We start from the raw sequence: 22,501 nt of genomic DNA, 5'->3' as shown, positions 1-22,501 counted from the left end.
GCCCTCAACGTTAATCTTAACTCCAACTATCAATAGCGAGAAGTTGATAGCTTCAGGGAAGCAGTGGTTCTGAATTTCAAGGGAAGGACTGATGAAACGATTACTCAACTCAAGCTTGCTTGCCTGCTGTTTGATTGCGCCAATAGCCCAGGCCAGCAATTGCCAGGTTCATTTCACGATCGTAGATGGCAATGTCCAGAGGGCACTAACCATTGGATCAACACTCCCTCAGTGGCAAGCCCGCGAGCAGATGTGCGAACGGCTAAATTCATTCGGTGGTGCGATCAACGTTGCGGGCGGATTCTCCACGGGAGCGGGAACAGTCTCGTACTTCGTCCATTTAACCGTCGGCGAACGAGTGACTGGTTTCAGCATTCCCGACCATGGCATCAATTTCGTCATGTCAGGACGTTTTCCCGACGCGAAAACGGAATCCGAACTCATAGACATCGCAATCCCGGCGTTCAGAGGTACAACAAAAAAGCTGCTACAAAACTGGTACGAATCGGGAGGGTTTGAAAAGGCTGTGGAAGCGTTTTTGAATAGCCGAAACATACTCAATCGACGCTGAAACAATGGAAAATAAGAGGCCATCAACTCCGTTGAGCTACAAGCTCATGACAATACCAATCGTCGTTTTCGCCGGGCCTCAAGTTCTGACCAGCTGGTATTCAATCTCATCGCAATGGCATTGAATTCACCAACTGTCCTCACGTCCCTCAATTTGGTTTGGATATCGCACCTGTCAGATGGGTAGTCACGACCCTCATTGATCGTGGCAACGCCCAGTGCAATTTCAATCGCCCAGGCGAGCTCGGACTTGTCGGAACAGGTGCTGATCAACAGAGGTGACATCAATTGAGCTGCAGCGAACCGGTGAACGTTGTGCACTTGTTCGGTTCTTCGTCCAGGCATGCCACATAGAGCACGTCGGCACTCTTGGGAATCACGTTCAGAAACGCGGAGGTGTCGACGGGCAGATCGTTGATGCCGTTGGTGCGGCCTACGGGAATGCTCGAGCAGGAAATCACATTTTGATTGCCTGGCGCGTAATCACAATCGAACGAGGCAAACTGCCCGCAGGCGTAGTCCGAGTCCGATGGCCACATGCAGGAAATGCTGAAGAGCTCGAGGTCATCTTCTTGTTGGAAAGCACCGTCTTCACTCAGGTAGACCGACGCCGTATACGGAAAGGATTCATTGAATTCCGGGACGGACTGATCATCGTAGTACACCTCCATCTTCCAGGTGATGCTGATCGTCTCGTTCGGTGAAAAATGATCCTCAGGATCACCAGTGCCAGCAGCAATATTGAATACGGTTGGCTCTAACGGGGCCTCAGAGAATTCGAACACCAACTCTCTCTCTTCAACATCCGGTGCCTGCGCCGAGGGACCAGAGCTTGATGAAGATCCCCCTCCCTCGCAAGCAACGAGGGTCGAGCAGGCCAGAATCAGACAGAGCGATTGTTTTGTTTTCATGGTGATATCCGAGTCAAAAACCAGATCTTAGGCCTGGCTCATGCCGCGGATGAGATTTAAAAAGTCAGTGACCTATGACCGTTTAGAATGCGGGAACAAAAAAAAGCCTCCCCGCATGCGGAAAGGCCAACCCTCACTCTCTCTCACCCAGGAGCCACGCTCGCTAGTGATTTCAAGATCTCATGGAAATCTTCGCGGGCAACCCCCGGGAAAGAAGAATTTTCAGGTTTATTTCCGACCCAGAATATCTTTACCAGGTTTCCGTCGAAGCATTGGCTGTTTGCGATCCATCACGCCCAACACTGAGGATGAGTCTCCGAGACAAATGCCCACCATATACACCCCGGGCCCCAGGCGCTGATAAGGTTCAAGCAAGTGGCGGCGCCAAGACTCAATATCCAGAAGTACGGGACGGACCGAAGGTAGCTGCCGAACCACTTCACGATCAGCAATACCGATCCAATTACCTATCTCAATGCCATCAGCCGTGCAAAACCCAATCGGTTCGCAGCTCGCGAAGGCCCCGAGTTCTTTGTATACACAATTGTGGCGGCGTCTGAATTCCATGAAATATATACTGTTTGAATATACAGCATTATTGCAGATGGACTGCCTTCCAGGCTAACCAGAAAAAGATCAACATTTTGTTGCGGACGTGTTTAGAGTCAGGGATGACCCATTACCGGACAACTGAGGAGGTCAACACGATGAATGCAACAACCAAGCAAGGTGAAGTAATCGGCCGGCTCTGCGGAGTCCACATCCGAGACAAAAACGGAGAAGTTCTCTATTCCTTTACGAACATTCGCAATGGTGAAGTTTTCGGGCGAATACCTGCGGATGAGACCCCGTGCGGAAAGCGCGACCTCTGGGTAAGCGCAGGAACTCTGGAAGACGGAACCGCAACAAGCGATGAAGGAGAGGTGCTGTTCAGGCTGGTCTGATTCGCTGACCAGAAAAGGGATCGGTGGTGGGATTTCATGTCCACCGTCGACCCAAAATCGACGTTCAAAAAAGGTATTGCGTATGGCTATGGAATGACTCTATAAAATAGCTATATTATTGTTATAAATAGTGTTTTCAGGGGTTGGCCGTGGCCATTTCCGTGAGATTTTAAGAGTGAACACCAACGATATTCACTCAGAGGAATCACGAAATGGAAACTCAAATCTCTCTCAAGAATCTGACCCTGTCACCGCTCAACGTCCGGAAAGTTAAAACATCAGCGGAAGAAGATGCGCAGCTCCGCGCTCTGATAGAGTCGCAGGGTGTTCTGCAGAATCTCATTGTCATTCCGTCACCCGATGCCGAGGGACGGTATGAGGTTATTGCCGGTGGACGCCGACTCAGCGCCTTAAACCACCTTCTTGCCGAAGGAAAGATCGATGCCGAATTTCCAGTCCGGTGCGTCGTGAAGACGGAATCTGAAGCCATCGAAGCCAGTCTGGCCGAGAACTATCGCTCGGATATGCATCCCGCTGATCGCTTTGTTGCCTACAAGGCCATGCTGGATGCAGGACGATCCATCGAGGACATCGCGAAACGATTCGGTAAGCCTGTCACCGAAGTTAAGAAACTCCTGAAACTTGGGGCTGTCTCCCCGGTGATTCTGGACGCCTTCCGATCACAAGAGATGAACTTTGACATGGTCATGGCCTTTACCGTCACGGACGATCAGAAGGCTCAGGATTCCGTCTTCGCAGAGGTAAAAGAGCAGTATCACCCTTCTCCCCGGTTCGTGCGGCAAAAGCTGCTCAACACCGATGTTACGACTGAGGACACCACCTTTAAATTTGTCGGGCAAGAGGCTTACGAGGCCGCCGGTGGCACGTTGTCCGAAGACTTGTTCGCGGACAGCCAATACGTCAACGACGTCGACCTCCTGAATCGTCTGGCCGATGAAAAGCTCGAAAAGCTACAAGAGTCTTTCAAGGCAGAAGGCTGGGGCTTCGTGGAGGCTACGCTGGATGGCGGATACAGCCACCCACTTCGATTTGCACCGTGTATCGATGGTGAAATCATCACAGCACCAGACTCTGTGGTGCATGAGTTTGAAGCGAAGGAACGGGAGCTTGAGGGACTGATGGAAGCGGTCTCAGACCACGAGGATGAAGAAGCCAATGAACGGTTCCGTCAACTGAACGAGGAATTAAGTGACCTGAAGGAAACTATCGACACCTCACGAGAATTTTCCGACGAGCAGAAGCAGTCAACAGGGGTCCTTCTTTCCGTGGACTTCCGAACAGGTGAGCTGGTGACAAAAGTTGGCATCGCTCTGCCTAAGAAGCAGTCAGAAAAAGCGCAAAACGAAGATGGCACTGTAGTCGAGGCACCCCAACCGACCGAGAGCAACGCGCTTAAAAGCGATCTTGAGGCATACCGGCTCCAGGCTCTTGAGGCTGCGGTGATGCAGAAAGCAGAAATCTGTCTGGACATGACCGTTTTCACAATGGCCAAGACAGTGCTTGCGGGTTCAACGTGGTACCGGAGACCCCTTGGAATCGATCTGGATGTGAACACCTTCTCTGCCACCAAAGACATTGAGGAAACCTCCGCTGCTGCTGAAATTCGGAAGCATCGTGATGCCTTAGAACTGAACTGGCTGGCCCAAGAAGGAGACTTGGAACAGTTCAAAACATTCCAAAAACTATCCAGAGCGAGCAAATTGAACATCCTCGCCCATTGCAGTGCTCAAACGCTCCGCTGCGCGACCAATGAAGTTGAGCAATACGTTGCTGAACAGATCAAGTTCGACCTGAGTAAGCACTGGCAACCGACGAAGGCGAATTACTTCAACAGGATCAGGAAAGGCAAGCTCATCGAAATCCTGAAAGACCTGAAAGGCGATGAGTTCGCTTTGTCTCAGGCTGACGCCAAGAAAGGCGATCTGGCGACGATTCTGGATGAACTGGATGAAACGAAAGGTTGGCTCCCCGACTCACTCACCAAAGCAGCATAGGGGCGCAATCAGAGTGAAAAAAGGGAGCCGGAATCAGGCTCCCTTTTTGTTTCGGGCTTGCCAGTGAAGCATAGTCGTGTATACCTAAGGACTACAGCGGAAAAAAGTCATGACTTGCATAACCATAAACTGGCTTTGCAACCGAATGGATCGGCGACTTTTCCACAAATTCTGTGGATAACCTTATTGATAAAGTGCGCTGTCGGTCGTCCAGCGCAGACCTTACTTGGACCTGTCACAATCGATCATTTTTTGAGCGGGATTCAGCGTCATGGACAAGACAATCGTTCACAACGGAATAGCACGAAAGTGTAGCCTTGGCGCGGGCGTCGCGCTGCTGTTTCTGGTCAGCCTATCTGCCGGTGATGGTGTTTCATTCAAAGAGACTTGGGGATGGATTTGCGGTGGCATACTGTGCGGATTTGCTGCGATTCACCCAATTTCAAAGGTCTACGAGCGGTCTGTCCAGAAGTACGGCGAATACTGGTGGTTCAAAGTTATGGTGTGGCTGGTCAGCATGGCTTTTGCCCTCGTTCTGGCTATAATCTCGATTATCTGGCGAATACTGCGCGGTGACGGGTCGGAGCCATATGACGATCACAGAGCGCCTGGCTCTGTATTCAAAGAGCCGCTGCACCCCACCGATGCTGTTTACGACCAGTCTCACGATGTTTACTACGGCAACGAGCCTCCTAGATAGCCTCTTAGCATAGATCGCCGTAACGTAGCCGCCTATAAGAAACAGGGCGGCCAGTCGGCCGCCCTATAGCTCTGGCTCTATGCTTATTTCCTGCCTCGGCTTCCGCCGCCTTGGTTACCGCCTCTGCCTGGTAAAAGACCTCTGGTGTTCCGCATAGTCCCAGCCATGCCGCCAGCAAAGGCCGAGCTTCCGGCAGCCATACCGCCGCCTACACCGCCACCACCCATGCCTCGAAGCATTGAACTTCCGGCCATGGCCATGATGGACAGCCAGATCATTGGCAGAATAAAGATGGAGCTCATGCTGACAATCCGGATCAGAAGGCTATTGGTCATCTCATCAAACCAGCCTGCGTTGGTCGCATAGATCTGTAGGATCCGGTTGTCGAACCAGTAAGCTGCCGCCCAGATGGCATTGATAAATTCCAGGCTGAACCAGGTAACCGCCAATGCGAAAAAGGAGCTGAAGCCATAGCTTCCAAAAATCATTACGAAAGGAGCCGCGATGACCACGATCATCTGGAACATAACCAACAACATGGGCCCGGCCACTTTGAACATCTGCTGTATAGCGTTGGCCTGCAGAAATTCGTTGGCTGACGTCAGAACGTTGCCCAGCTGAGTCGCGTTATCCCACATCTGGGACCAGAAGCCTTTATTCGCGTCAAAGTTATTGCTCATGTCCAGCTGAGTAGCTGCTGACAGATCACTGTGGTTATTTTCAAGAATCAGCTTCAGGATCATGTCTTCTTTGACCTGGTCCGGCTCGGTCTGTTTGCTGAAAACGCCAGCACCCCAAGTCTTCCAGTCATCAACAATGTCCCCGACTTCATCGTCAGGAATGTCGTCAAGAATCCTCTCTCGCAACCCATCGCCGCCATTGTTGAACCATCCCGCAGCATTTCTCTCGCCAAGCCAGACTTCTTCGCAATATGGATAGACACCGGTTTGATGGGCTGCGTCAGAATCTCGCCATGTAGGTTGTCGGGAGAATCCCTTGTTCTCATAGTTCGCAACGTATAGCTCTTTGTCCCGGTAATAGGCATCGGCGTAGCCCAACAGAATGCGACTGCCCATCCAATCAATATCCTCCCAGGGTTCAACGTTGGTCAAAACCATGGGATTGCCTGTCACCGGATCGACCGGCGGATTGGCCTTGTACTTGTTCACGGCCGGCTTATAGCAGGCTTCGTAGAAGTTCTGGATGTCCTTACGTAGGGTTTCATCCTGGATGGTGATATTGGATATGCGCATCAACATGAACTCGTAGTTGTTCACGCAGGTCATGGATTTGATGGAAGTGTGCGTAATGGCCGTTGAAACGGTTTCGACCAGCGTCCAGGCAACCGGTTTGTGAACCTGCCACGTCTGGAGATCACTCATAGCAGAATCAAAGCCCGTTTGGGTATTGTCTCCGGTCCCTGACGCAGTGCTGGAGGGTGTATTGGTGTTCGAGGCCGTTCCACAATCCTGAACCGTCACCTCGTAGCGAACGCCAGAAAGCGTCGTGGACATGCTTTTATAGGGAATGACGCACAACATGAGCACCAGGATCATTCCGAGCAGCGTTGTTTCCATGCTCTTGATCGTCTCACTGGCATTGCCGGCGGAATAGTTTTCCTTAAATGTACTCACGACAGCAACAATGAAAGGAATCAGAGCCACCCCGGTTCCGACGAGGACATCCCAAATGGCCTCGTACATATTCCACCCAAACATCATTGTGTAAATTTCGAGGTAGGTATTGGCGACCATTCCGGCTATCTCCCTATGCCGAACTGTTGGATAAGTACGATCTCGACAAACGCCAGCAACAGAGCAATTTTCCACCACTGCGATCGCATGAACTTAAAGTCCGCGGCATGCTTTTTTTCCAGCGCAAGCCACTTTTCGTTCGACGTTTCGCCGCGATGCGGCAAACGGGTGGCGTAGCGAGAAATCGCTGGCCACGCGGCCACTATGGCGACAAAAAACGCGACTCTGTACCAGGTCAATTCGGCTATTAAGTCGAGGGATTTCACCTCCTCTGCCGAAGTATCCGTCAAAGCCGCGACAACCATGCCGATGATCATCAGGGCAGCGACGCCGCCCATAGAAACCATCAGAAACTTCCGGGTTTTTTGCATCACTGAACTCCAAAACTGTTCAGGCCGGACGGTTTGTTGCCTGACGGTAGGTTTGTGTTTTGGTAGATCCGCTCTTCGGTGCCCAGCAAATGGCCAATTGTTCTCTCTGCTACCGCCTCGCGGGTCTCAATTTCCTGGTCGAGCTGGGCCAACTCAACGTTCAGGTGATCAATCGCGTTATCGATAATGGCGATCGCGGTGTCCATGTTGGCAACGTTCGGCTCTTTGACGCCCGAACGGAGCATTTGAGTTAGGAAGCGACCCTGCTCAACAAGACGTGTATACGCAATTTCGCTCGACAATTTGCGCAGCATCTCTTCCTGAGCGGTTGGATTGCGCTTTCGGATGGCTTTGATGACAAGATCGGTCACACGGACCCCAGGAGGCGCGGAAACCCGATTCAGGTTTTGCCAACTGAGAGCCGTAGTTCCGTCCACCAAGTCTTCGAGGTCATCGTAAAGATCCTGTTCCATGTCACGATGACGGTAGGCTAGACCTTTGCCAGGGCGGGAAGTGATTTTTTTACAGTTATCGCAGGTTCGGATTTCAGAATCGCCAACCACGGATACTGCCCAATCGGCGGCCTGAATCGGACCGTTCCAGTATTCCCAAAGCGCGTTGCCCTGCCCGTCTGCAACGGACACCGACGCCGAGTCACAGCTGTCGTTGCGATCAAACAGGACGTTGTAGCCCACCATCACAACGTCTCTTAAGGCACGGATTGGCGGCTGTCCGGCTCCACCTTTTTTGCTGTTGCAGACCCATTCTGAGCCCGCATCGCCGTGGTTAGAGCCATCCACGTTCTCTTTTGCTGCCACGGCATCACCACCAGTAGCCCCAATATTCCAGGACCAGTCCGCCACCTTGGCGTTCATCTTGAACTTTTCCCATGGGTAATCGGTGGAATCGCCCATCATCAGATTCGCCATTTCCTGACAGGACGATTCGGCGAATTCAAAGTCCATCTTGCCCTGCAGAATGCCCTGCTGAAGAAGGTCATAGAGTCCAGGATCGGCTTTTTGAATGGCCAACGCCGGCAGGGAGGCAACCGCAGCTGTCGCGCTGTTAATGACGTTGTCCATCATGTTTTTAAAACCGTCCGTGAGCCCGTTCAACTGGTTTTTCACCGTCATTTTTGGATCAAACTCACCACATGCCATGTTCAAATCCCAGCCCGCACCAAAACTCAAAATCGGGATCGAGTGAATTTTGGTTGGCGGTCCAGAAATAAGCCCTCCCCCAATCTGATAGTCCATCAGTGTGTTCAGCCGGGGCGACGTTGTTTCCATCGCATTCGCGCTAGCCGCCAACGATCCCGCAAGCACCACGCCAATCCATTGATTACGATTTTTCATTGCCTTAAATCCTTATAAATCTTTTGATGACGGTCGGTTTGGAACCACTTCAGCCAGAGTGCCAAATCAAAGAGGATCCCCGTCGTTGACAGCACTTGTATGCTCGCCAGAAATTCCAGACATAAGAATCGTCGTCGGAACGCTTACTCGTTGACGGTGTGGCGCCATAGGGAAACTTTTGGCATGAGCTTTCATCCTGCGGATACAACATCTGGAAGACACCGGTATCTTTATCGTTCTGATTCAGTGGACCGGGCGGCCAATATCCGTCTTCACTGGGCTGACCGATGGTGAAATAAAGGTGAGGCTCGTTCGGGCGGGTCACGAAGTGCATGGCGCGAAAAGCGGTAAGAACACCAGATTTAAGACCGTCCGCTTGGGTCAGAAACCCGCTTCTGGGAAATACACCGCCATAACTGTTGTGGCCAGATCCGAGTCTATCCATGCCGACCGACCACGAAATCGGGTAGAAAAATTCCGGCAGGTGCCAGCGCCAGGCGATGGAGTCCAGGTTTGAGATGAAATAGGGATAAAACGGGAAGGTACGTCCTGCACAGACCATTCCAAATAGGCCCTGGGCTAGCGTGTTATAAGCCACCAGCGCAGGATTCCCGTATGAATCCACCAATTTGAAATCGAGGTTTACATGGTCATAACGGGTAGCTTCATTGGAGCGGCCGCCTTCTACCTTGTCGACGTTGTGGTTCGTGACCCATCCAATCATGGTTGTCACCCATGAGGAATCGTTCTCAGCCATTGAGATCTGGTTTATGTCCTGGGATTCGGTCCATGGCTCCCCGGCAGCGCGGTCATAAGACTGCACCACCAGGTCCGGTACAAAGTTTTTGACCTTGATGGACGTGTCTACCCAGCAGACAAAGGCGGCACAGGTCATCCAGATGCAAGCACCACGGATTTCCCAGTCCATACAGCTCAGAGCTGCGGACATGGTCTGATCGACGATTTCAAAGGTATCGATGACGCCATCGTAGGTGTCGTTCAGCTCGCCATGACAGGCGATACATTCCACCTGGCCATCACGTTCTTCCAGGCGGTTCTGGGTGTCCGTAATGGTCGCGTCCCTGACTGCGTCCAAATCGCCCGGGTCGTAGTTCGTCCACTCGCTCGGGTAGGCAAAAGCGTTCCCGGCACTGCCAATCAACACCAGAAACACCAGAGAAATGAACGTCCGCATGTCAGTGGTTCTCCCTGCTATAGACGGCCAGAGCCGCCTTTAATGAACGCTCGCCGTAAACCACTTGGCGGTCGTTGAAAACGATGGCCGGAAGCTTTTCGATGCCAAAGCGCATTGCGGCTTCAATGGCCCGGGCTCCTGCTTGTATTTCCTGATTGATCGCTGGCCAGTGGGAGCTGTTAAGCACCTGGCTGAAAGCGTCCCGATAAGCTTTCTCGACCTTGGAGGGTTGGATCTTCTTCGGGACCAAGGCACGCATCCGTTGATTGAGCTGCTTGGTTGCGCGATTTTTGGAGTCCATGTCGTACACCTCAATCTGCACCCGGTCAGACAAGCGCTTGTCCTGCAGGACAAACTGATCATTGGTTTCAAATATCCGGATGGTCTGTATGGAGTCAGCCGCGAGCGTTGAGGCACTAGCAAGCACTGTAACGACAAAACCCAAGGATTGAAGCAGATGACGATTCATCAGTTGTCCTCCTCCGCAACGGTCGCACGAAGGGTTTCCATGACTTCTTTGGCAACAACCTGCTGGCCCTGCTCACTCTGGAGTTTCTCAAGGCGCTCGAGAGTGACCCGGGCTTGAGACATGGGATTATTCGCCGCCGGTACCGGATCGGCCGGTTTCGGAGCGATGCCACGGTAAAAGTCGATCATCTTGCCGACATACTCCGCAGCTTCCACTTCCGTGATGCCGAACTTGCGCATGTATTTGGCACGCTCGGTTTTTTCATCTTTTTCCGTGCCCGCCAAGGACAGGTAAAGCGAGGGTGGGACGTTCCGAAACAGGGCTTCCATGTTTTCGGACAGAACAACGCCCTCGGTGTACTTCTTGGGCTCTTTCCGAGCAGATAGCATGAGCTGTTTTTGCTCAATACTGAGGTTTTTGAAACGCGCAATTTCCTCGATTTCATCCTGAGGCATGACCAGGGCAATCCACCACTCGATCATGTTAAGCATCTTGCGGGCGGAGTTGGGGAAGTCCCCCATGTTCTGAGTCGCCACCCACCACCAGGCACCAAGCTTTCGCCACATCTTCACGACTTTGACCACGAACGGCGCCAGCAATGGATTTGTGGTGATAATGTGCCCTTCGTCTGTCAGCATCACGATCGGACGCTCGTCGTGCTGATGCTTCTCGGCAAGGTTGTTGATCCGCATCATTATTGAGGTGTAGGCGATGGCCAGCTGAGCGTTGTAGCCCTCCCGGGCGAACGTCGCCAGGTCTACGATTGTCACATCGGTATCCGGCCAGCCGTCTCCATCTGTATTGAAGACCTCTCCCTCGAACCCATCACAGAACATCCGTAGGGATTCCCCCATTTCGAAGGCACGGGACTGACGGTGTTCCGGGTAGGCCGGATCTTTGGTGATCATCCGGAATCCTTCCGAGACATCCGAAGTCATAGTGCGGCGGCCTTCTGACCTGGCGAGCTTCGCGCCATTGAGAATCGCATCCCGGATCATCCGCCGGTCTGCACGGGTTAGCTTTTTCGCCTCCTCCTCTTCACCACCGGTGATCATCAGTGTGGCGACAATTTCCATCTCACCCATAATGTCCCGCTGCTCGTCACCCTCGTCGTCCGAGCCCGAGTCCTCATCCATCATCATGTCGGCCAGAACGTCCATGGCCGCACGGGCGCGAACATCCTTGCGCTCTGCTTCGGTCAGTTCGTCATAGGACTTGGTGATGTCACCGATGCGGATTTTCGCGGGGATGTGTGCGATCAAGTCGTCTTCGCCAACCAATGCAGAATCAGAGACGATTCGCGAACCAAGCAGATCTTCCTCATCTTTGGACAGCATCTGATCGGCGTCGACGAAAGGCGGCAGCGATACCCCTGCCCCGGGCTTGAGCTGAATCTTATTTACAGACAGGCCCTGGGAGGCGAAATAATCAGCCAGCAGACCAAAGCTGTTACCGGCCTCAACAATGAACAGCCGCGGGCGCTGGAGTGCCATGATCTGGGCCGACATGTTGGTGATGTGTGCCGACTTGCCGGCACCCGTCGGGCCAAGAATGAGGCCATGCGCATTCTTCTTGCGGTCATTCCCGTTAAACGGGTCGTAAGACACCGGCTCGCCACCGCGATTAAAGGCGGTCTGCCCCGGATTACCGGTACCGCGATGCCGCCCGAAAAGGGAGGCAAGGTTTGCCAGGTGTTGGGCCCAAACCGGACGGGTCGCCTTGAAATTGGCGTCCATGCTGGGCTCGTAAACCATGGGCAGGTTGTAAATGTACGCATCGAGGCCGAGGGATTCGTCTTCTTCCCGAACCGGCGCGAGCTGATTCGTCAGCAGAATCGTACTGGCCGCGTTGGTTTTTTTGCGCAGGTCTTTCAGGTTTTCGCCACGCAGGTAAACACACATCATCGAGCGATAGATCTTGTGCTTGTTACCCATAAGAGACTTGGCAACTTCGCAGTCTTCGCGCGTCATCGTTGCGTCGACGGACTCACCCTTGGATTTGTCCTGAATCCGGTTGATATGGTTCTGAACTTCGTCCTGAGGCGTGACGATAATGGTCGTTGCGATCATAGTGCCTGGCGGCATCTTATCCATCATGCAGGAAGCTTTGCCGGTTGATAGGCCGTCCGGAGTGGTCGCACTTACTTCGCCGGCGATCTGGCCGATCTTGGGCGTCCGACGAATCTTGTGCACTCGCAAACAGCGGTGTGGGAGGCCATCAAACCACCAGGTTTGTGACGGGGCATCAGACTTTGGCAAAGCAAAGAACAGGCTTTCAGCGAAATCATCACCGGCCGGCAAACTTTCCTCGTCTGGGTAGGAGGCCAGTTCAACGAACTTCTGGCGATCTCCGTCGGTAAGCTCCGGACGCGGATTGAACCACTTCAACAGCCATTCATAGACTTCCTTTCCGCCATTACGAACCAGGCCAATTCCGGCATCCCTGAAAGCAGCATCCAGCTTTTCGATGGTGTCATTGAGCTCTTCTTCCGGCGTCATGCCCGCGTAGGATTTCCACTTCTCGGGCAGTCTCCGGTAGACAGCGAGTTTGATCCGGCGCTGGCCGCCACTCCAGGGCGCATCGAGAACTTCTTTATCCTCGAACAGTCCGCCTTCCTTACAGATTCCGCGCAGATGGGTTTCCATCGTTCTCAGCCATTCCTGAGTGAACGACGAATCCCGGCAGTAGTGCTTCGGGTAGAGACGCAATTTCTGGATGTAATCTTCCAGGTTGTCGTCATCATAGGTGTACTGCTGGATGATCCAGGGCCCTGCCGTCATTTCCTCGAAGCAGTCCTGAAGGGCGTCCTGAATCATATCCCGCCGATTCTGCAACCAGTTGTAGGAACGACCTTCTGTGGCAATCGGGATGATGTCGAAAACAGCACCTACGCTTTTCCCGTCATCTAACAGCATCGTTTGAGACTCGCTTTGGAATTCATACCAAGGCAGTTTCTCAACGAACGATGAGGGGCGGCGGTAAATGCGCTTTACCGCAGTTTTCGTGAGTGGTTTGCGCTGCCCTTCCCCGTCATTACTGGCAGTTTGGATTTCGACGTCCGGTTTCACCGGTTTCTTCGGTGCCGGTACCATAATGTCTTTAATTGCCTTGGCTAGGTCCACGGATTACGCCTCCTGTCCTTGCGCTATCTCGGGTGCAGGGCTATCAGCCGTGGCTGGGAAGGCGGCCTTATCACCTTTCCGATCCCACACCCGTCCCTGAATCAAATATGCGGTTTTCGTTCTGCTTGTCTGCGGAAGACCTGCTTTCACTGTGTTTGGGTTTCCGGCTCTCACCCTTCAGTCTCCGAATCGGTTCCCAAGATCAGAAAGCTCTCCGGGAAGCGCATAATGGTCCTTTTCCCACATCCTGAATTCGGTCAAATAACCCGGAATTGGAACTTCGTCCTGGGTCGCCAGATGCGGACCAACGAACATGTACATTTTCGGGTTCGGCAGCATTCTGAACTTGCTCTGCAATTGGGTTTTCTCGGTGCGAACGTAGTCACTGAGCTCCACATCGCCCTCGATCATCGGGCGGCGAATTAGCGACCGGGTATCAATGAGCTTGCCATTCCCAATTCCGCTCATGTGCTGGCCATAAACGGTTGCCATGTCCCGGTCGGGCTGCGGAATGAAGTTGTCCTTGTTGGCGCAACCTGCCAACGAGAGGCTAATCAAGCTGGTAATCAGAACGGCGCGAGAGGTCTGCATAGTGATTTACCTTTCTTCCTTCAGGGTCATAGTCGATAGCGATTTGCTCAGTCACATGCACAACAATCTCAGTGCCTGGTTCTACATAAATCGCGTCAAAAGAATTGCTCTGGCGCTCGTCCAGCCAGTCCGTGACTTCATCCAGACCGCTGGCAATGGCATCGTTTCGGGCGACAACAGTCGGGTCCCCTGTCAAAGCCTGGGTAGAGCCGCCAAAGGCATTGGTTTGTGTGGCAAATTCGGCGTCAGCTTTCGCCTTTGAGTAGGAACTGGCCGCTGTGAGCCCGATTCGCTGTGCGAGGTAACTGGGTGCGTTTGTGATGCGCTTGCCGGTTACACAGGGGATGCCATACTTGTCAGAGAACCAAGCGATAGGCTCAGCGCCGGAGGCGCCTGCTTCAGGAAAGGTCACCAGAGTGCCGTCCTGAAATGTGAACGTCATGCTCTCGATCTGGCCGCTGACGCAGGATAGAGTCCAGTCGCCCTTGGCAATGCCGGACATTTTGATGCCGTTAAGGCCGGGGATTTTGATTCCGTTCGAGGACAGGTTTTCTGGTCCCACCATGATCTTAAAGGGGTATGGATCAACTACCTGCCCTCCCACCGGAATCCGGCCCAGCATCGCAGTCATGGAAATTGATCCGAGCAGAGTCGCGTTGTCCGGAATCGTGTAAGCCTTGATTGACCGCTCTTCCTTACTCTTTTCAGTTGCGTTCCGCGCGATGCCTGCGGCCGGCGTCGGCAATTCATCTGGGTTCAGCGAGAAATCGGGCAAAGAAATTTTCGACGGATCCGTAGGATCGACTGTTGCTTCGAGCGGGTTCGTCCACACCACCTGGTCATAATCCACCGGGGATCCGGTTTGATCGTATCCCAGGCCCGTCGGGATGCCCGCTGAATTGATGTCATAGCCATTGGCAGAGGTCTGGCTGCTTTCCTCCTGGCCTTGCAACTCTTCAAGACGCTTCTCCAGGCGAGCAACAAGGCCGCGGGTTAGATCTTGTGTGTGCTCAAGCTCACGTTGCTTTGCTTCGGCGTCACGTTCAGCGTTCTGAAACCGATTTTCGATGCGCCCTTTAAGGTTGCCTTCCATCTTGAGCAACTTAGAGATTTCCTGCTTCAGGCGCTCGTTTTCTTTCTGTAGCTTGATCGAATCTTCGCGGACAGCGCGCGTCTCTTTCGTCAGTGTTCTCATGGTTTCAACCGGCGTATCGACGTCCACCCCGAATTCATCTTTCAGGTAATCGTCAGCCAGCGGATCTACTGAAAGCCCGTTGTCGACCATGCCTGGGCCCGATTCAATGGCGGATAGACCGTCCAGTTCAGAAGCTGAGGCAACCGCACCGGCCCGAGCCTCGTCGGATTTACCACCTTTCATGATCACCACGAACAGGACGGCAACAACGACAACCGCAAGACCTTTGATCACAATGTTTGCATTCATGTCGTGTCCTCAGTTCGTTGCGTTGATGATGGCCTGAGTTTCCTGGCGCAAATCCTGGTAATGCGTCCACGGATACAGGGTTTCCTTCAGCGGCCGCTCTGAAATCAGGTAGAGGATGGTGCTGTCTCCCGGAGTACCATTTGGCTCCAGCGAGTGATGCTGGAAGGTGGCATGGGAGAACGGGAGATTCAGATCCAGGTAATCGAGTCCAATGGCACGGTCGGAAATATTGCGGACGTACATCGCGGCGAGGTAATAGCCGCCACCGCTGTAACCAAGGACGGGCTTGGAAACCGTGGCGTAACGCGCGTCACCTTTGAAAATGCGAACCGCTCCTTTCACGCCAAGCGTGGTCTCGGAGATCCCGGCGCGATCCCGGTGTAGTCGAGTCGGACCATAAAGGCGCTGCGCGGCATGGCGTGTCAGATCGATCGGAGTGACTCGCTCCACTGGCTCAGGCATCGCCGCTTCAGCTTCCGGCTCCGGAACCTCGTTGTCCGTTTCCAGAACAATGCGTATTTCCTCAAGCTTTTCCGCGTTTTCGGGCGCTTCGGTCGAGATCAGGTCGAGCAGAATGACCTGACCGTCGGCCATGCGACGGACCTGGACCCGCTGCTTGTCGAATTCCTCATACGGTTTGAAGTGAACAGCACCTTGGGCCGACTGGACGCGGAACAGCTGCTTCATCTGCTGCCCTTTTGTCACTCCAACCTGGACATGTGAACCGAACTGGATCGACCGTTCCTGGCCTTTATGCAGCTCGATCGTGACCGGCAGGTTTTGGTAATGAATGATCTCTGTTGCCGTGACCGACCCGGCCATGAAAAAAAAGATTAGGGATTTCAGGATGTACTTACGCATGTCACTCACCCAATTCTGGAGATGTAGTGTTGGTGTTCTGGACGTCGTCGTTCTCGACAATGGCTCCCTCAAGACGACGCGGTTTTTTGTAGAAACCGTCCAAGGCAAGGCCCCAAAGATTGCATTCGGGGTCAACATCCCAGCGAACCAAGCGGATTGGGTAACGGACAAAGATGTCTTTCACGATTTCTGAACGGAAGGTTTCCTTTACGTTGACGTCGTAGAAGGCCACCCAACTGTCTTTGGATTCGGTGTACACACGCTTGGGCGTGTATGGGCGATCGGGCATTTCCTGCAGTGCCCGGGTGCGGGTCAATTCATGATCGAGCCGGCGTTGCTCATAATCGCGCTCGAGTTCACCTTTAAACCGGGGGGTGATGTAGCAGCTCAGTCGTTCAATCTGCTGCTTGTAATCGTCCTTGCCATCAACAGGCCAGTTATTCATCTGCTGCCAGATGTAATAGCCGAATGCGTAGACGTTGAACGGATGCCGCTCGTTGATGCCACGAGTGGAACCAGAGCGCAGGTCAGGCGGAATATCAATCTTGATCCGCTCCGGGGCTTCTTTCCATCCGAGGATGCTGTAAATCAGGGCGATCGCGAGAATCCCGACAAAGATTCGCAGTGTCAGAATGTGAGCATCCCGTCCGTCGAGAGCCTTTTTTAAACGCGCCACTCTCAGTCCTCCGTTTTGGTTTTAACTTTCACTACCGTTCTCTCGCGGCGTATGTCCCAGGCCTGAGAGGTCTCGATGTAGTCGAAATTGATAAAGCTGAATTTTTGCTGTGCGATCTTTTTGAGATAGACGATGTGCAAACCATCTGGCCGGCGGCGCTTCAGCCCTGTGAGGTATCTACCAACCAGCAAAAGCGAGACGATGGCCATACCAACACCGATACCGACTCCGAAAAGTCCCCATCCAAATGGCAAAAGAAGAAGAACGGAAACGGGGATCCAGAAGACCAGGCCGGCGATTATCAGCACGATCACTTCCGTGTCCGTCAGGCCCCTGAAAACGACCGGCTCTTCAATGAGCCGGTCTGGGATGAAGTCGATTTCCCGACCCTTCATACCGATCTTTTCCATTAGAAAATCACGGTAGCCGCTTGCGTCAGGAGATAGACCACGAAGACGAGCAATAAGACGCCCATGCCACCGTGCATGCCCATGTCGCCCCAAGTCTTCTTGCCTTCGCCGATCTCGTTGTAGGTCGCAATCATATTTTTGGCGACGGCCAGGAACGCGATCGTACCCAGGATCAGACCAAGCACGATGGCGATATCAAAGGCATAACCTTTCAGCAGGCCGATGTAATCGCCCTGAGCCGGTGCGTTGGTGGGGTTAGCGGTAGCCGGCAGAGCTGCCTGAACCTGAGTGCCGAATGACAGGAATGCCATTGCCGCTGCTGCTTTCATTGCCGTGTACTTCTGCGTTGCTTGTTTCATTCTGGATTTCTCCTAGTTTTTGGGGATGGTGCTTTTGGGTACTGCTAGGGTTACTGCACTGGTCAGTTGATGATCAGGAAGAGCATCACGAGTAGAACGAAGACTGCCCGCGCCCAAATGAAGATCATTTGTCCGGATTTAATCTCCTCATTCGCCCAGTTTTCGTAGGCCTGCATGCAGGTCCAGGCGATGAACGTAATCACTGCGACAACGGCAATCATTTGGGCCAAGGTCAGAAGGTTCGCTGCTGTCATCCAGCAAGAGGCGGCACCATTGCAACCAGAGCCATCCTGAAACCATTGATGCTGATCAGGACTCATTGCTTGTGCTCGGTGTAGTTGACGCTGAGAGCGTCGATGGTTGACGGAACCACTGGCTCCATGGGTACTGTCAGGTGATGCGTAATGCCGTGCTGGATCTTTCGCAGGTCACTCAACAGAATCTCGTAGTCAAACTGCGTCCGGTCAGAAGCATTGCTTCGGGCGCGAGCGTTCAGAACCAGCGCCTCCAGAGCCGCCAACTCGGACTGGATGTTTGAGAGCGCTTCACGCTCCGCCCAGACGTCCGCAGCTGCATTTGTGCTGGTCGCAATCAGGCTGGAAAAAAGAATCGTTTTGAAAACTCTCATCGTGATCTCTTATCTGGTGAGTTCTGATGAGAGCGATTTAATCAGGCACACTTGTAAAAAGGCTGATCAAAAGGTCACAGGTTGGTGACCTTTTAAAAGGGGAGGAAACGTGTGTGAACGTTGATCGGAATTGCGCCCATCGATGGGCTAATTGTGCGTATTAAGTGGATCTTCAAAGGTAAGAAACGCTCGATATGAGCGGGAGTTTCGAGAAAAACCCCTCGTAATGAGGGGCGAGGCTTGCAGAGATTCAAACAATACTCAGAGGTACTTTTTGAATTTCGAGCTCATCACCATTAAACACAGTCCAAACAGGACAGCGAATGGTGTGATCATATAGTTCGGATGGATGGAACTGGGAATCGCAAGGTATAGAATCCACGCGAGGGCAAGAGTCGGAATCGCAAACTTTTTCGCCCAGTGATAAACATAGCCAGACTCATTTCCACCGCGCCACCGCCTTAAGTCACGCTGCATCAGTCCGTCACAGACGCCAACGACCCCGAATAGCACGAAAGCCGGCATAGAGAGCATTAGCACCGCAATCCGGACGAAGAACATGATCAGGATATATATGGCCGCCATCAGGTACTCATAATATTCGGCGATCACGCCCTTCATCATCAGAATAATCTGACCGTCGTTGGCGTCGGGTGTTCTCACCGACTGCAAACTGTCCAGCAGGCCAGAATCGACAAATAGAAAGCTGACCACTTTGGTAATGGTCGAGCTTGCGGAATTCAAAGCGCCCTCATTTGTTTGGTCTTTCGAGTTCAGCGATTCACTCAGATAGCCGATCTCCTGGAACATCATCTCTTCCGCATTTTTGTAGGTGGGCTCATCCTGGAAGAAACCCATGTTGACCCACTCTATGACGATCGACATGAACGCACTGAACAACAGCAGGCCAATGACTTTCAGAATCAGATCGATTGATTTGCCGACAAAGCCACGCTTCTGAGCGGGATGTTCCGATTTACCCTCTGGCATTTGTCAGTTCCACCATTGCTCAGCTGTATGATAGTTCCGATCCATTTCCCGGGTCAGAGCCTGCATGTTTTCCGGCATATCATCGTCATCGTCCTCAACGGGTAACGGAAAACGAACCTTCCAGAGTTGACCGCCATCCAGAAGACAAAATGCCTGACCTTTTGGCAGCGCCGTAATGTGACCGGGCTCGAGCATCGGGACCCGCAGCATCGAAATCCGGTCCTGGGTGCTTGAGGTGAAGTCGACGCTTGAGTCTGTGTCGGACGAGTCATTGGCACCAGAGACCGTCATAATCTGGGCAATTTCGACTTCAGGCAGTTGATTCGTCAGCAGCTCGGCCGTGTCCTTTTCCTTTACCCTAAGCATAATCAGGTTGTTGAAGTTGCCCTCAACCTGCCGTGCCTTGGCGACATTTCCGAGTCTAGCTTCGAGGTCTTGCCGAGACTGAGAATAAGCAGTGATCTGCATACCCGATCCACCGGACTTGTTGACCATCGGCAGAAACTCATCTCCTATCAGGTCAGAGAATTCGTCGGCGTGAAGACAAACCTTTGGAAGTGAATTGGCCTGACCCTCAAGCATTCCGTGTTCAAAACCATGCTTGTAGATATGGCCACAGGTGCTTACCAGGTCCGAGAACATGGAATTCCCCACCGCGGAGGAAACTTCCGTATCGCTCATGGCATCCAGCCCAACGTACACGATACCTCGCTTCCGTATGATCTGGGTCCAGTCGAAAATGGGCCGCTCGTCGGTAACGTCGAAATAATCAGGGGCGAGCAGCTTCCCGATTTTGCCGGTCGTCAGCTTTTCGAGAAGCGGCAGAAGACTGGCCACGAGCTTGTCGAAGTAGGTTTTGTCGTACCGCAAGGCGGATAGAAGGCCGTGAAGTACGGGATCGCTGACGTGCAACTGTTCAACGTACTGCCTCAGGGCCTCTGTTCGGGGATTGGCGTGCTTTGCAAGTCGGGGGTTGGCCTTGTATTTCTTCTCGGCGTCGCCTGCCATCGCGTTGATGTCCTCGATCCAGCCTTCTTCACCATTCCTGGGCAACCACCAGTCCATGTATTCGCAGAACAGCGGTTCAATGTCCGTCACGTACCGAAGAATGTTGTTGTAATCCGGACGCTGCCCCAGGCTTACCAATGCCCGGGCGACAATGTTAATGAAGCGCCATGCGAACTCTTTAAACGCGGCACTGTTACCCTCGGCTGAAAGCTGGCCAGAGATACGACCTGCGATCTCAGTGATTCTCGAAAAATTTCCGACTGCGTTGTAACGGGCGGAAGAGTCCGGAAACCCAAGGTGGAACATATAGAAATCGTCTTCCCGACCTGCCCTCTTGGCAGCCATATACATTCGCGTGAGTAGTCCGGCGTCAGATTTCGGATCCAGCAGAATTACTGGCCCGTCGTTCCTGCGAATGTCCTGCTCGATCAGGATTTCAGCCAGCCGACTTTTACCGACTCGCGTGGTTCCCAGGCAAAGGGTGTGTCCCACCCGCTCTGACATCGCCAGCAATACCTGCTTTTCTTCAAGCTCGACGGCGTGGGTTACGGGATTGCCACCCACGGCCGGGTATGGGCGAACAGGATTCAGAGGGTGATCTTTACTGGTCAGATCTGCGATCCATTGGAGCTTCGACCCTTCCAGTTTGCGCTCAAGCTCACGCGCGAAGTTGTTTATCCGGGACGGACGGATGTACTTGGCCGAGATGGGCGCCATGGTGTCCTTCAAACGCTGGGTATGCGTCTGGGTCCAGCGAAAACCTTGTCCGAGGTAAAGGTGGTTTTTGAAGCAAGGGATCTGGTCAGAAGACATGGCGAAACGCGGCAACCGCCTCAGATTCCGCTGATACTTGATGACGCTGGACCCCTGGTAAAAGCGATAGAGTCCAAAGACAACCAGAATGACAGCAGAAGTGTAGGCAACGCTCGGAGTCATCATCAGTAATGAGGGGGCGACCAGGCAAATGCCGGCCGCACATACGCTGACTGTTCCGGAATAGAATTCAACCGGCGGGCGAAGCAAAGCCTCGAGCGTCTGGGTGGCCATCAGCGCATCACTCCATTCTGATCAACAAAGAACGGGTAGTGCCGTAGGTTGATGGCTTTTGCCATCTGCTCGCCATTGGTCGCCTGTAGCAAGATTCCCTCACCTGCAACGGACTGCAAATGATTCATCTCTTCGACAGTCGCTACGTTCACCACCAAGCCAATAGCCCGCTTCTCTTTCAGGAAACGCCGGTTCTGCTTGAGCCAGTTAATGGAAACGGAGTCGTAACCGATAATGAACATGGGCCGGCTCAACATGTCATACCGAATCCCAGCAGCCTCTTGAGGACCCACCCTGCCCACAGTCAATGAGGGTGACGAAACAGGAAGATTCGAGACCAAAAATCTTTTGCCACGGCGTTCATCCTTCAGTTTCTGCAGTTGCTCTTTAAAATCGGAATCTGTAGGAAGGAATGGTTCTGCGGACTGGCCGCCAAAATCACCAATAATCTCGAGTTCATAGAATCCCTTGAGCTGCTCTTTCATGGTTCCAGCATGGACCGGAAGAACAAGTGCTGAGGCCAAGGCAATGCCTATAGCTGCTTTTTTCAGATATTGGCCCATAAGCGTATGACTCTCTCTCTGTATGCATTGGCGATTTGTTTGTCTTTCGGGCGCTGCGCTGGCCGGTGATAGCAACCAATGGCCAACTCCCATGATGAGCATTCCGGTCGTTCGAATTGTTCACGAAGATGTTGAGCCGCTGCCGTGAGATTCAGGTAGGGATCAAAAGCGTCCCAAAGTGAGCGGAACCTTTCTTTATGCCAGCGCCAGTTCATCTGGCCCAAGCCCACGTCAAAGTGGTAATCCCCCGCCTTGACCAGGCCGTCTGCAAATCGGAAAGCCGCTTCGCGTGTTTTGAAGAAGTGCGCCTTTCCACGATGGTTGATCGTCCACGGCCAAGGCAGTGTTCGGTTTGCATGATCAGTCCGAGTTCTGGACTCATTCAAAACTATGGCGAAGAAAAGTTTTGCCGGTACCTTCTGCTCCTGACTGACTAACTGATACATCGGTGGAATTTGGGAGGCATGAACGTCCCCCCACAAACCGGCACCGATCAGAAACGCCAAAAGGTATTTCAC

23 protein-coding genes are annotated in these 22,501 nt (G+C 52.9%); 4 read left to right on the top strand and 19 right to left on the bottom strand.

Annotated features, from left to right (window positions below):
* The first annotated feature begins 91 nt into the window (after positions 1–91).
* The gene (locus CDH48_RS16305) at positions 92–571 is read left to right on the top strand and encodes a hypothetical protein (protein WP_100689798.1); all 480 of its coding nucleotides are present in this window, start codon (positions 92–94) and stop codon (positions 569–571) included.
* 283 nt (positions 572–854) lie between these two features.
* On the opposite strand, the gene CDH48_RS16295 is transcribed toward CDH48_RS16305, so the two are convergent.
* Complete coding sequence (locus CDH48_RS16295) at positions 855–1,481, bottom strand: hypothetical protein (protein ID WP_157807852.1); 627 nt, start codon at positions 1,479–1,481, stop codon at positions 855–857.
* Between the two features lie 707 nt (positions 1,482–2,188).
* Between CDH48_RS16295 and CDH48_RS16285 the strand changes: the two genes are divergently transcribed.
* The 3 genes from CDH48_RS16285 to CDH48_RS16275 all read left to right on the top strand — a co-directional run bounded on the left by CDH48_RS16285 (position 2,189) and on the right by CDH48_RS16275 (position 5,140).
* Complete coding sequence (locus tag CDH48_RS16285; RefSeq protein WP_100689795.1) at positions 2,189–2,425, top strand: hypothetical protein; 237 nt, start codon at positions 2,189–2,191, stop codon at positions 2,423–2,425.
* A 212-nt stretch (positions 2,426–2,637) separates the two neighbouring features.
* Positions 2,638–4,440 carry a ParB/RepB/Spo0J family partition protein gene (locus CDH48_RS16280; protein WP_100689793.1) on the top strand — a complete coding sequence of 601 codons (1,803 nt, stop codon included), beginning with the start codon at positions 2,638–2,640 and terminating at the stop codon, positions 4,438–4,440.
* Between the two features lie 271 nt (positions 4,441–4,711).
* A complete protein-coding gene (locus tag CDH48_RS16275; protein WP_100689792.1) occupies positions 4,712–5,140 on the top strand; it encodes a hypothetical protein in 429 nt (142 codons plus the stop codon).
* An 83-nt stretch (positions 5,141–5,223) separates the two neighbouring features.
* On the opposite strand, the gene CDH48_RS16270 is transcribed toward CDH48_RS16275, so the two are convergent.
* The 18 genes from CDH48_RS16270 to CDH48_RS16185 form a co-directional block, all read right to left on the bottom strand.
* Complete coding sequence (locus CDH48_RS16270; RefSeq protein ID WP_100689791.1) at positions 5,224–6,894, bottom strand: conjugal transfer protein TraG N-terminal domain-containing protein; 1,671 nt, start codon at positions 6,892–6,894, stop codon at positions 5,224–5,226.
* A gap of 5 nt (positions 6,895–6,899) precedes the next feature.
* The gene (locus CDH48_RS16265) at positions 6,900–7,265 is read right to left on the bottom strand and encodes a hypothetical protein (RefSeq protein WP_100689790.1); all 366 of its coding nucleotides are present in this window, start codon (positions 7,263–7,265) and stop codon (positions 6,900–6,902) included.
* Positions 7,265–8,620, bottom strand: a complete 1,356-nt coding sequence (locus CDH48_RS16260; RefSeq protein WP_100689789.1) for an integrating conjugative element protein — start codon at positions 8,618–8,620, stop codon at positions 7,265–7,267. The genes CDH48_RS16265 and CDH48_RS16260 overlap by 1 nt, the downstream gene beginning before the upstream one ends.
* A gap of 49 nt (positions 8,621–8,669) precedes the next feature.
* Positions 8,670–9,815, bottom strand: a complete 1,146-nt coding sequence (locus CDH48_RS16255; protein ID WP_100689788.1) for a TIGR03756 family integrating conjugative element protein — start codon at positions 9,813–9,815, stop codon at positions 8,670–8,672.
* A 1-nt stretch (position 9,816) separates the two neighbouring features.
* Positions 9,817–10,284: a DUF1525 domain-containing protein gene (locus tag CDH48_RS16250; RefSeq protein ID WP_100689787.1), complete on the bottom strand. Its 468-nt coding sequence runs from the start codon at positions 10,282–10,284 to the stop codon at positions 9,817–9,819.
* The gene (locus tag CDH48_RS16245) at positions 10,284–13,406 is read right to left on the bottom strand and encodes a conjugative transfer ATPase (protein WP_100689785.1); all 3,123 of its coding nucleotides are present in this window, start codon (positions 13,404–13,406) and stop codon (positions 10,284–10,286) included. Before CDH48_RS16245 ends, CDH48_RS16250 begins: the two co-directional genes overlap by 1 nt.
* A gap of 177 nt (positions 13,407–13,583) precedes the next feature.
* Positions 13,584–13,997: a TIGR03751 family conjugal transfer lipoprotein gene (locus tag CDH48_RS16240; RefSeq protein WP_100689784.1), complete on the bottom strand. Its 414-nt coding sequence runs from the start codon at positions 13,995–13,997 to the stop codon at positions 13,584–13,586.
* Positions 13,957–15,441: a TIGR03752 family integrating conjugative element protein gene (locus tag CDH48_RS16235; RefSeq protein WP_100689783.1), complete on the bottom strand. Its 1,485-nt coding sequence runs from the start codon at positions 15,439–15,441 to the stop codon at positions 13,957–13,959. The genes CDH48_RS16240 and CDH48_RS16235 overlap by 41 nt, the downstream gene beginning before the upstream one ends.
* 9 nt (positions 15,442–15,450) lie before the next feature.
* Complete coding sequence (locus tag CDH48_RS16230) at positions 15,451–16,302, bottom strand: TIGR03749 family integrating conjugative element protein (protein ID WP_100689782.1); 852 nt, start codon at positions 16,300–16,302, stop codon at positions 15,451–15,453.
* Between the two features lies 1 nt (position 16,303).
* Positions 16,304–16,978, bottom strand: coding sequence for a PFL_4703 family integrating conjugative element protein (locus CDH48_RS16225; protein ID WP_041335894.1), 675 nt, complete (start codon positions 16,976–16,978; stop codon positions 16,304–16,306).
* A 2-nt stretch (positions 16,979–16,980) separates the two neighbouring features.
* Positions 16,981–17,388 carry a TIGR03750 family conjugal transfer protein gene (locus CDH48_RS16220; RefSeq protein WP_100689781.1) on the bottom strand — a complete coding sequence of 136 codons (408 nt, stop codon included), beginning with the start codon at positions 17,386–17,388 and terminating at the stop codon, positions 16,981–16,983.
* On the bottom strand, positions 17,388–17,747 hold the full coding sequence (locus tag CDH48_RS16215; RefSeq protein WP_100689780.1) for a TIGR03745 family integrating conjugative element membrane protein: 360 nt from the start codon (positions 17,745–17,747) through the stop codon (positions 17,388–17,390). Before CDH48_RS16215 ends, CDH48_RS16220 begins: the two co-directional genes overlap by 1 nt.
* A gap of 62 nt (positions 17,748–17,809) precedes the next feature.
* On the bottom strand, positions 17,810–18,067 hold the full coding sequence (locus CDH48_RS16210; RefSeq protein WP_075195089.1) for a DUF3262 family protein: 258 nt from the start codon (positions 18,065–18,067) through the stop codon (positions 17,810–17,812).
* Positions 18,064–18,375: an integrative conjugative element protein, RAQPRD family gene (locus CDH48_RS16205; RefSeq protein ID WP_100689779.1), complete on the bottom strand. Its 312-nt coding sequence runs from the start codon at positions 18,373–18,375 to the stop codon at positions 18,064–18,066. Before CDH48_RS16205 ends, CDH48_RS16210 begins: the two co-directional genes overlap by 4 nt.
* Before the next feature lie 261 nt (positions 18,376–18,636).
* The gene (locus tag CDH48_RS16200) at positions 18,637–19,365 is read right to left on the bottom strand and encodes a TIGR03747 family integrating conjugative element membrane protein (RefSeq protein ID WP_100689778.1); all 729 of its coding nucleotides are present in this window, start codon (positions 19,363–19,365) and stop codon (positions 18,637–18,639) included.
* Between the two features lie 3 nt (positions 19,366–19,368).
* Positions 19,369–21,420, bottom strand: coding sequence for a type IV conjugative transfer system coupling protein TraD (traD, locus tag CDH48_RS16195; protein ID WP_100689777.1), 2,052 nt, complete (start codon positions 21,418–21,420; stop codon positions 19,369–19,371).
* Positions 21,420–21,983 carry a PFL_4695 family integrating conjugative element protein gene (locus CDH48_RS16190; RefSeq protein ID WP_227521131.1) on the bottom strand — a complete coding sequence of 188 codons (564 nt, stop codon included), beginning with the start codon at positions 21,981–21,983 and terminating at the stop codon, positions 21,420–21,422. The genes traD and CDH48_RS16190 overlap by 1 nt, the downstream gene beginning before the upstream one ends.
* Complete coding sequence (locus tag CDH48_RS16185) at positions 21,968–22,489, bottom strand: transglycosylase SLT domain-containing protein (RefSeq protein WP_227521130.1); 522 nt, start codon at positions 22,487–22,489, stop codon at positions 21,968–21,970. The genes CDH48_RS16190 and CDH48_RS16185 overlap by 16 nt, the downstream gene beginning before the upstream one ends.
* Between the last annotated feature and the right edge of the window lie 12 nt (positions 22,490–22,501).

Origin of the sequence: Marinobacter aromaticivorans (genome assembly GCF_002806975.1) — a bacterium.
Classification (GTDB): Bacteria; Pseudomonadota; Gammaproteobacteria; order Pseudomonadales; family Oleiphilaceae; genus Marinobacter; species Marinobacter aromaticivorans.
The sequence above is the reverse complement of the archived record's forward strand: the minus strand, read 5'-3'. Positions and strand labels throughout refer to the sequence as shown.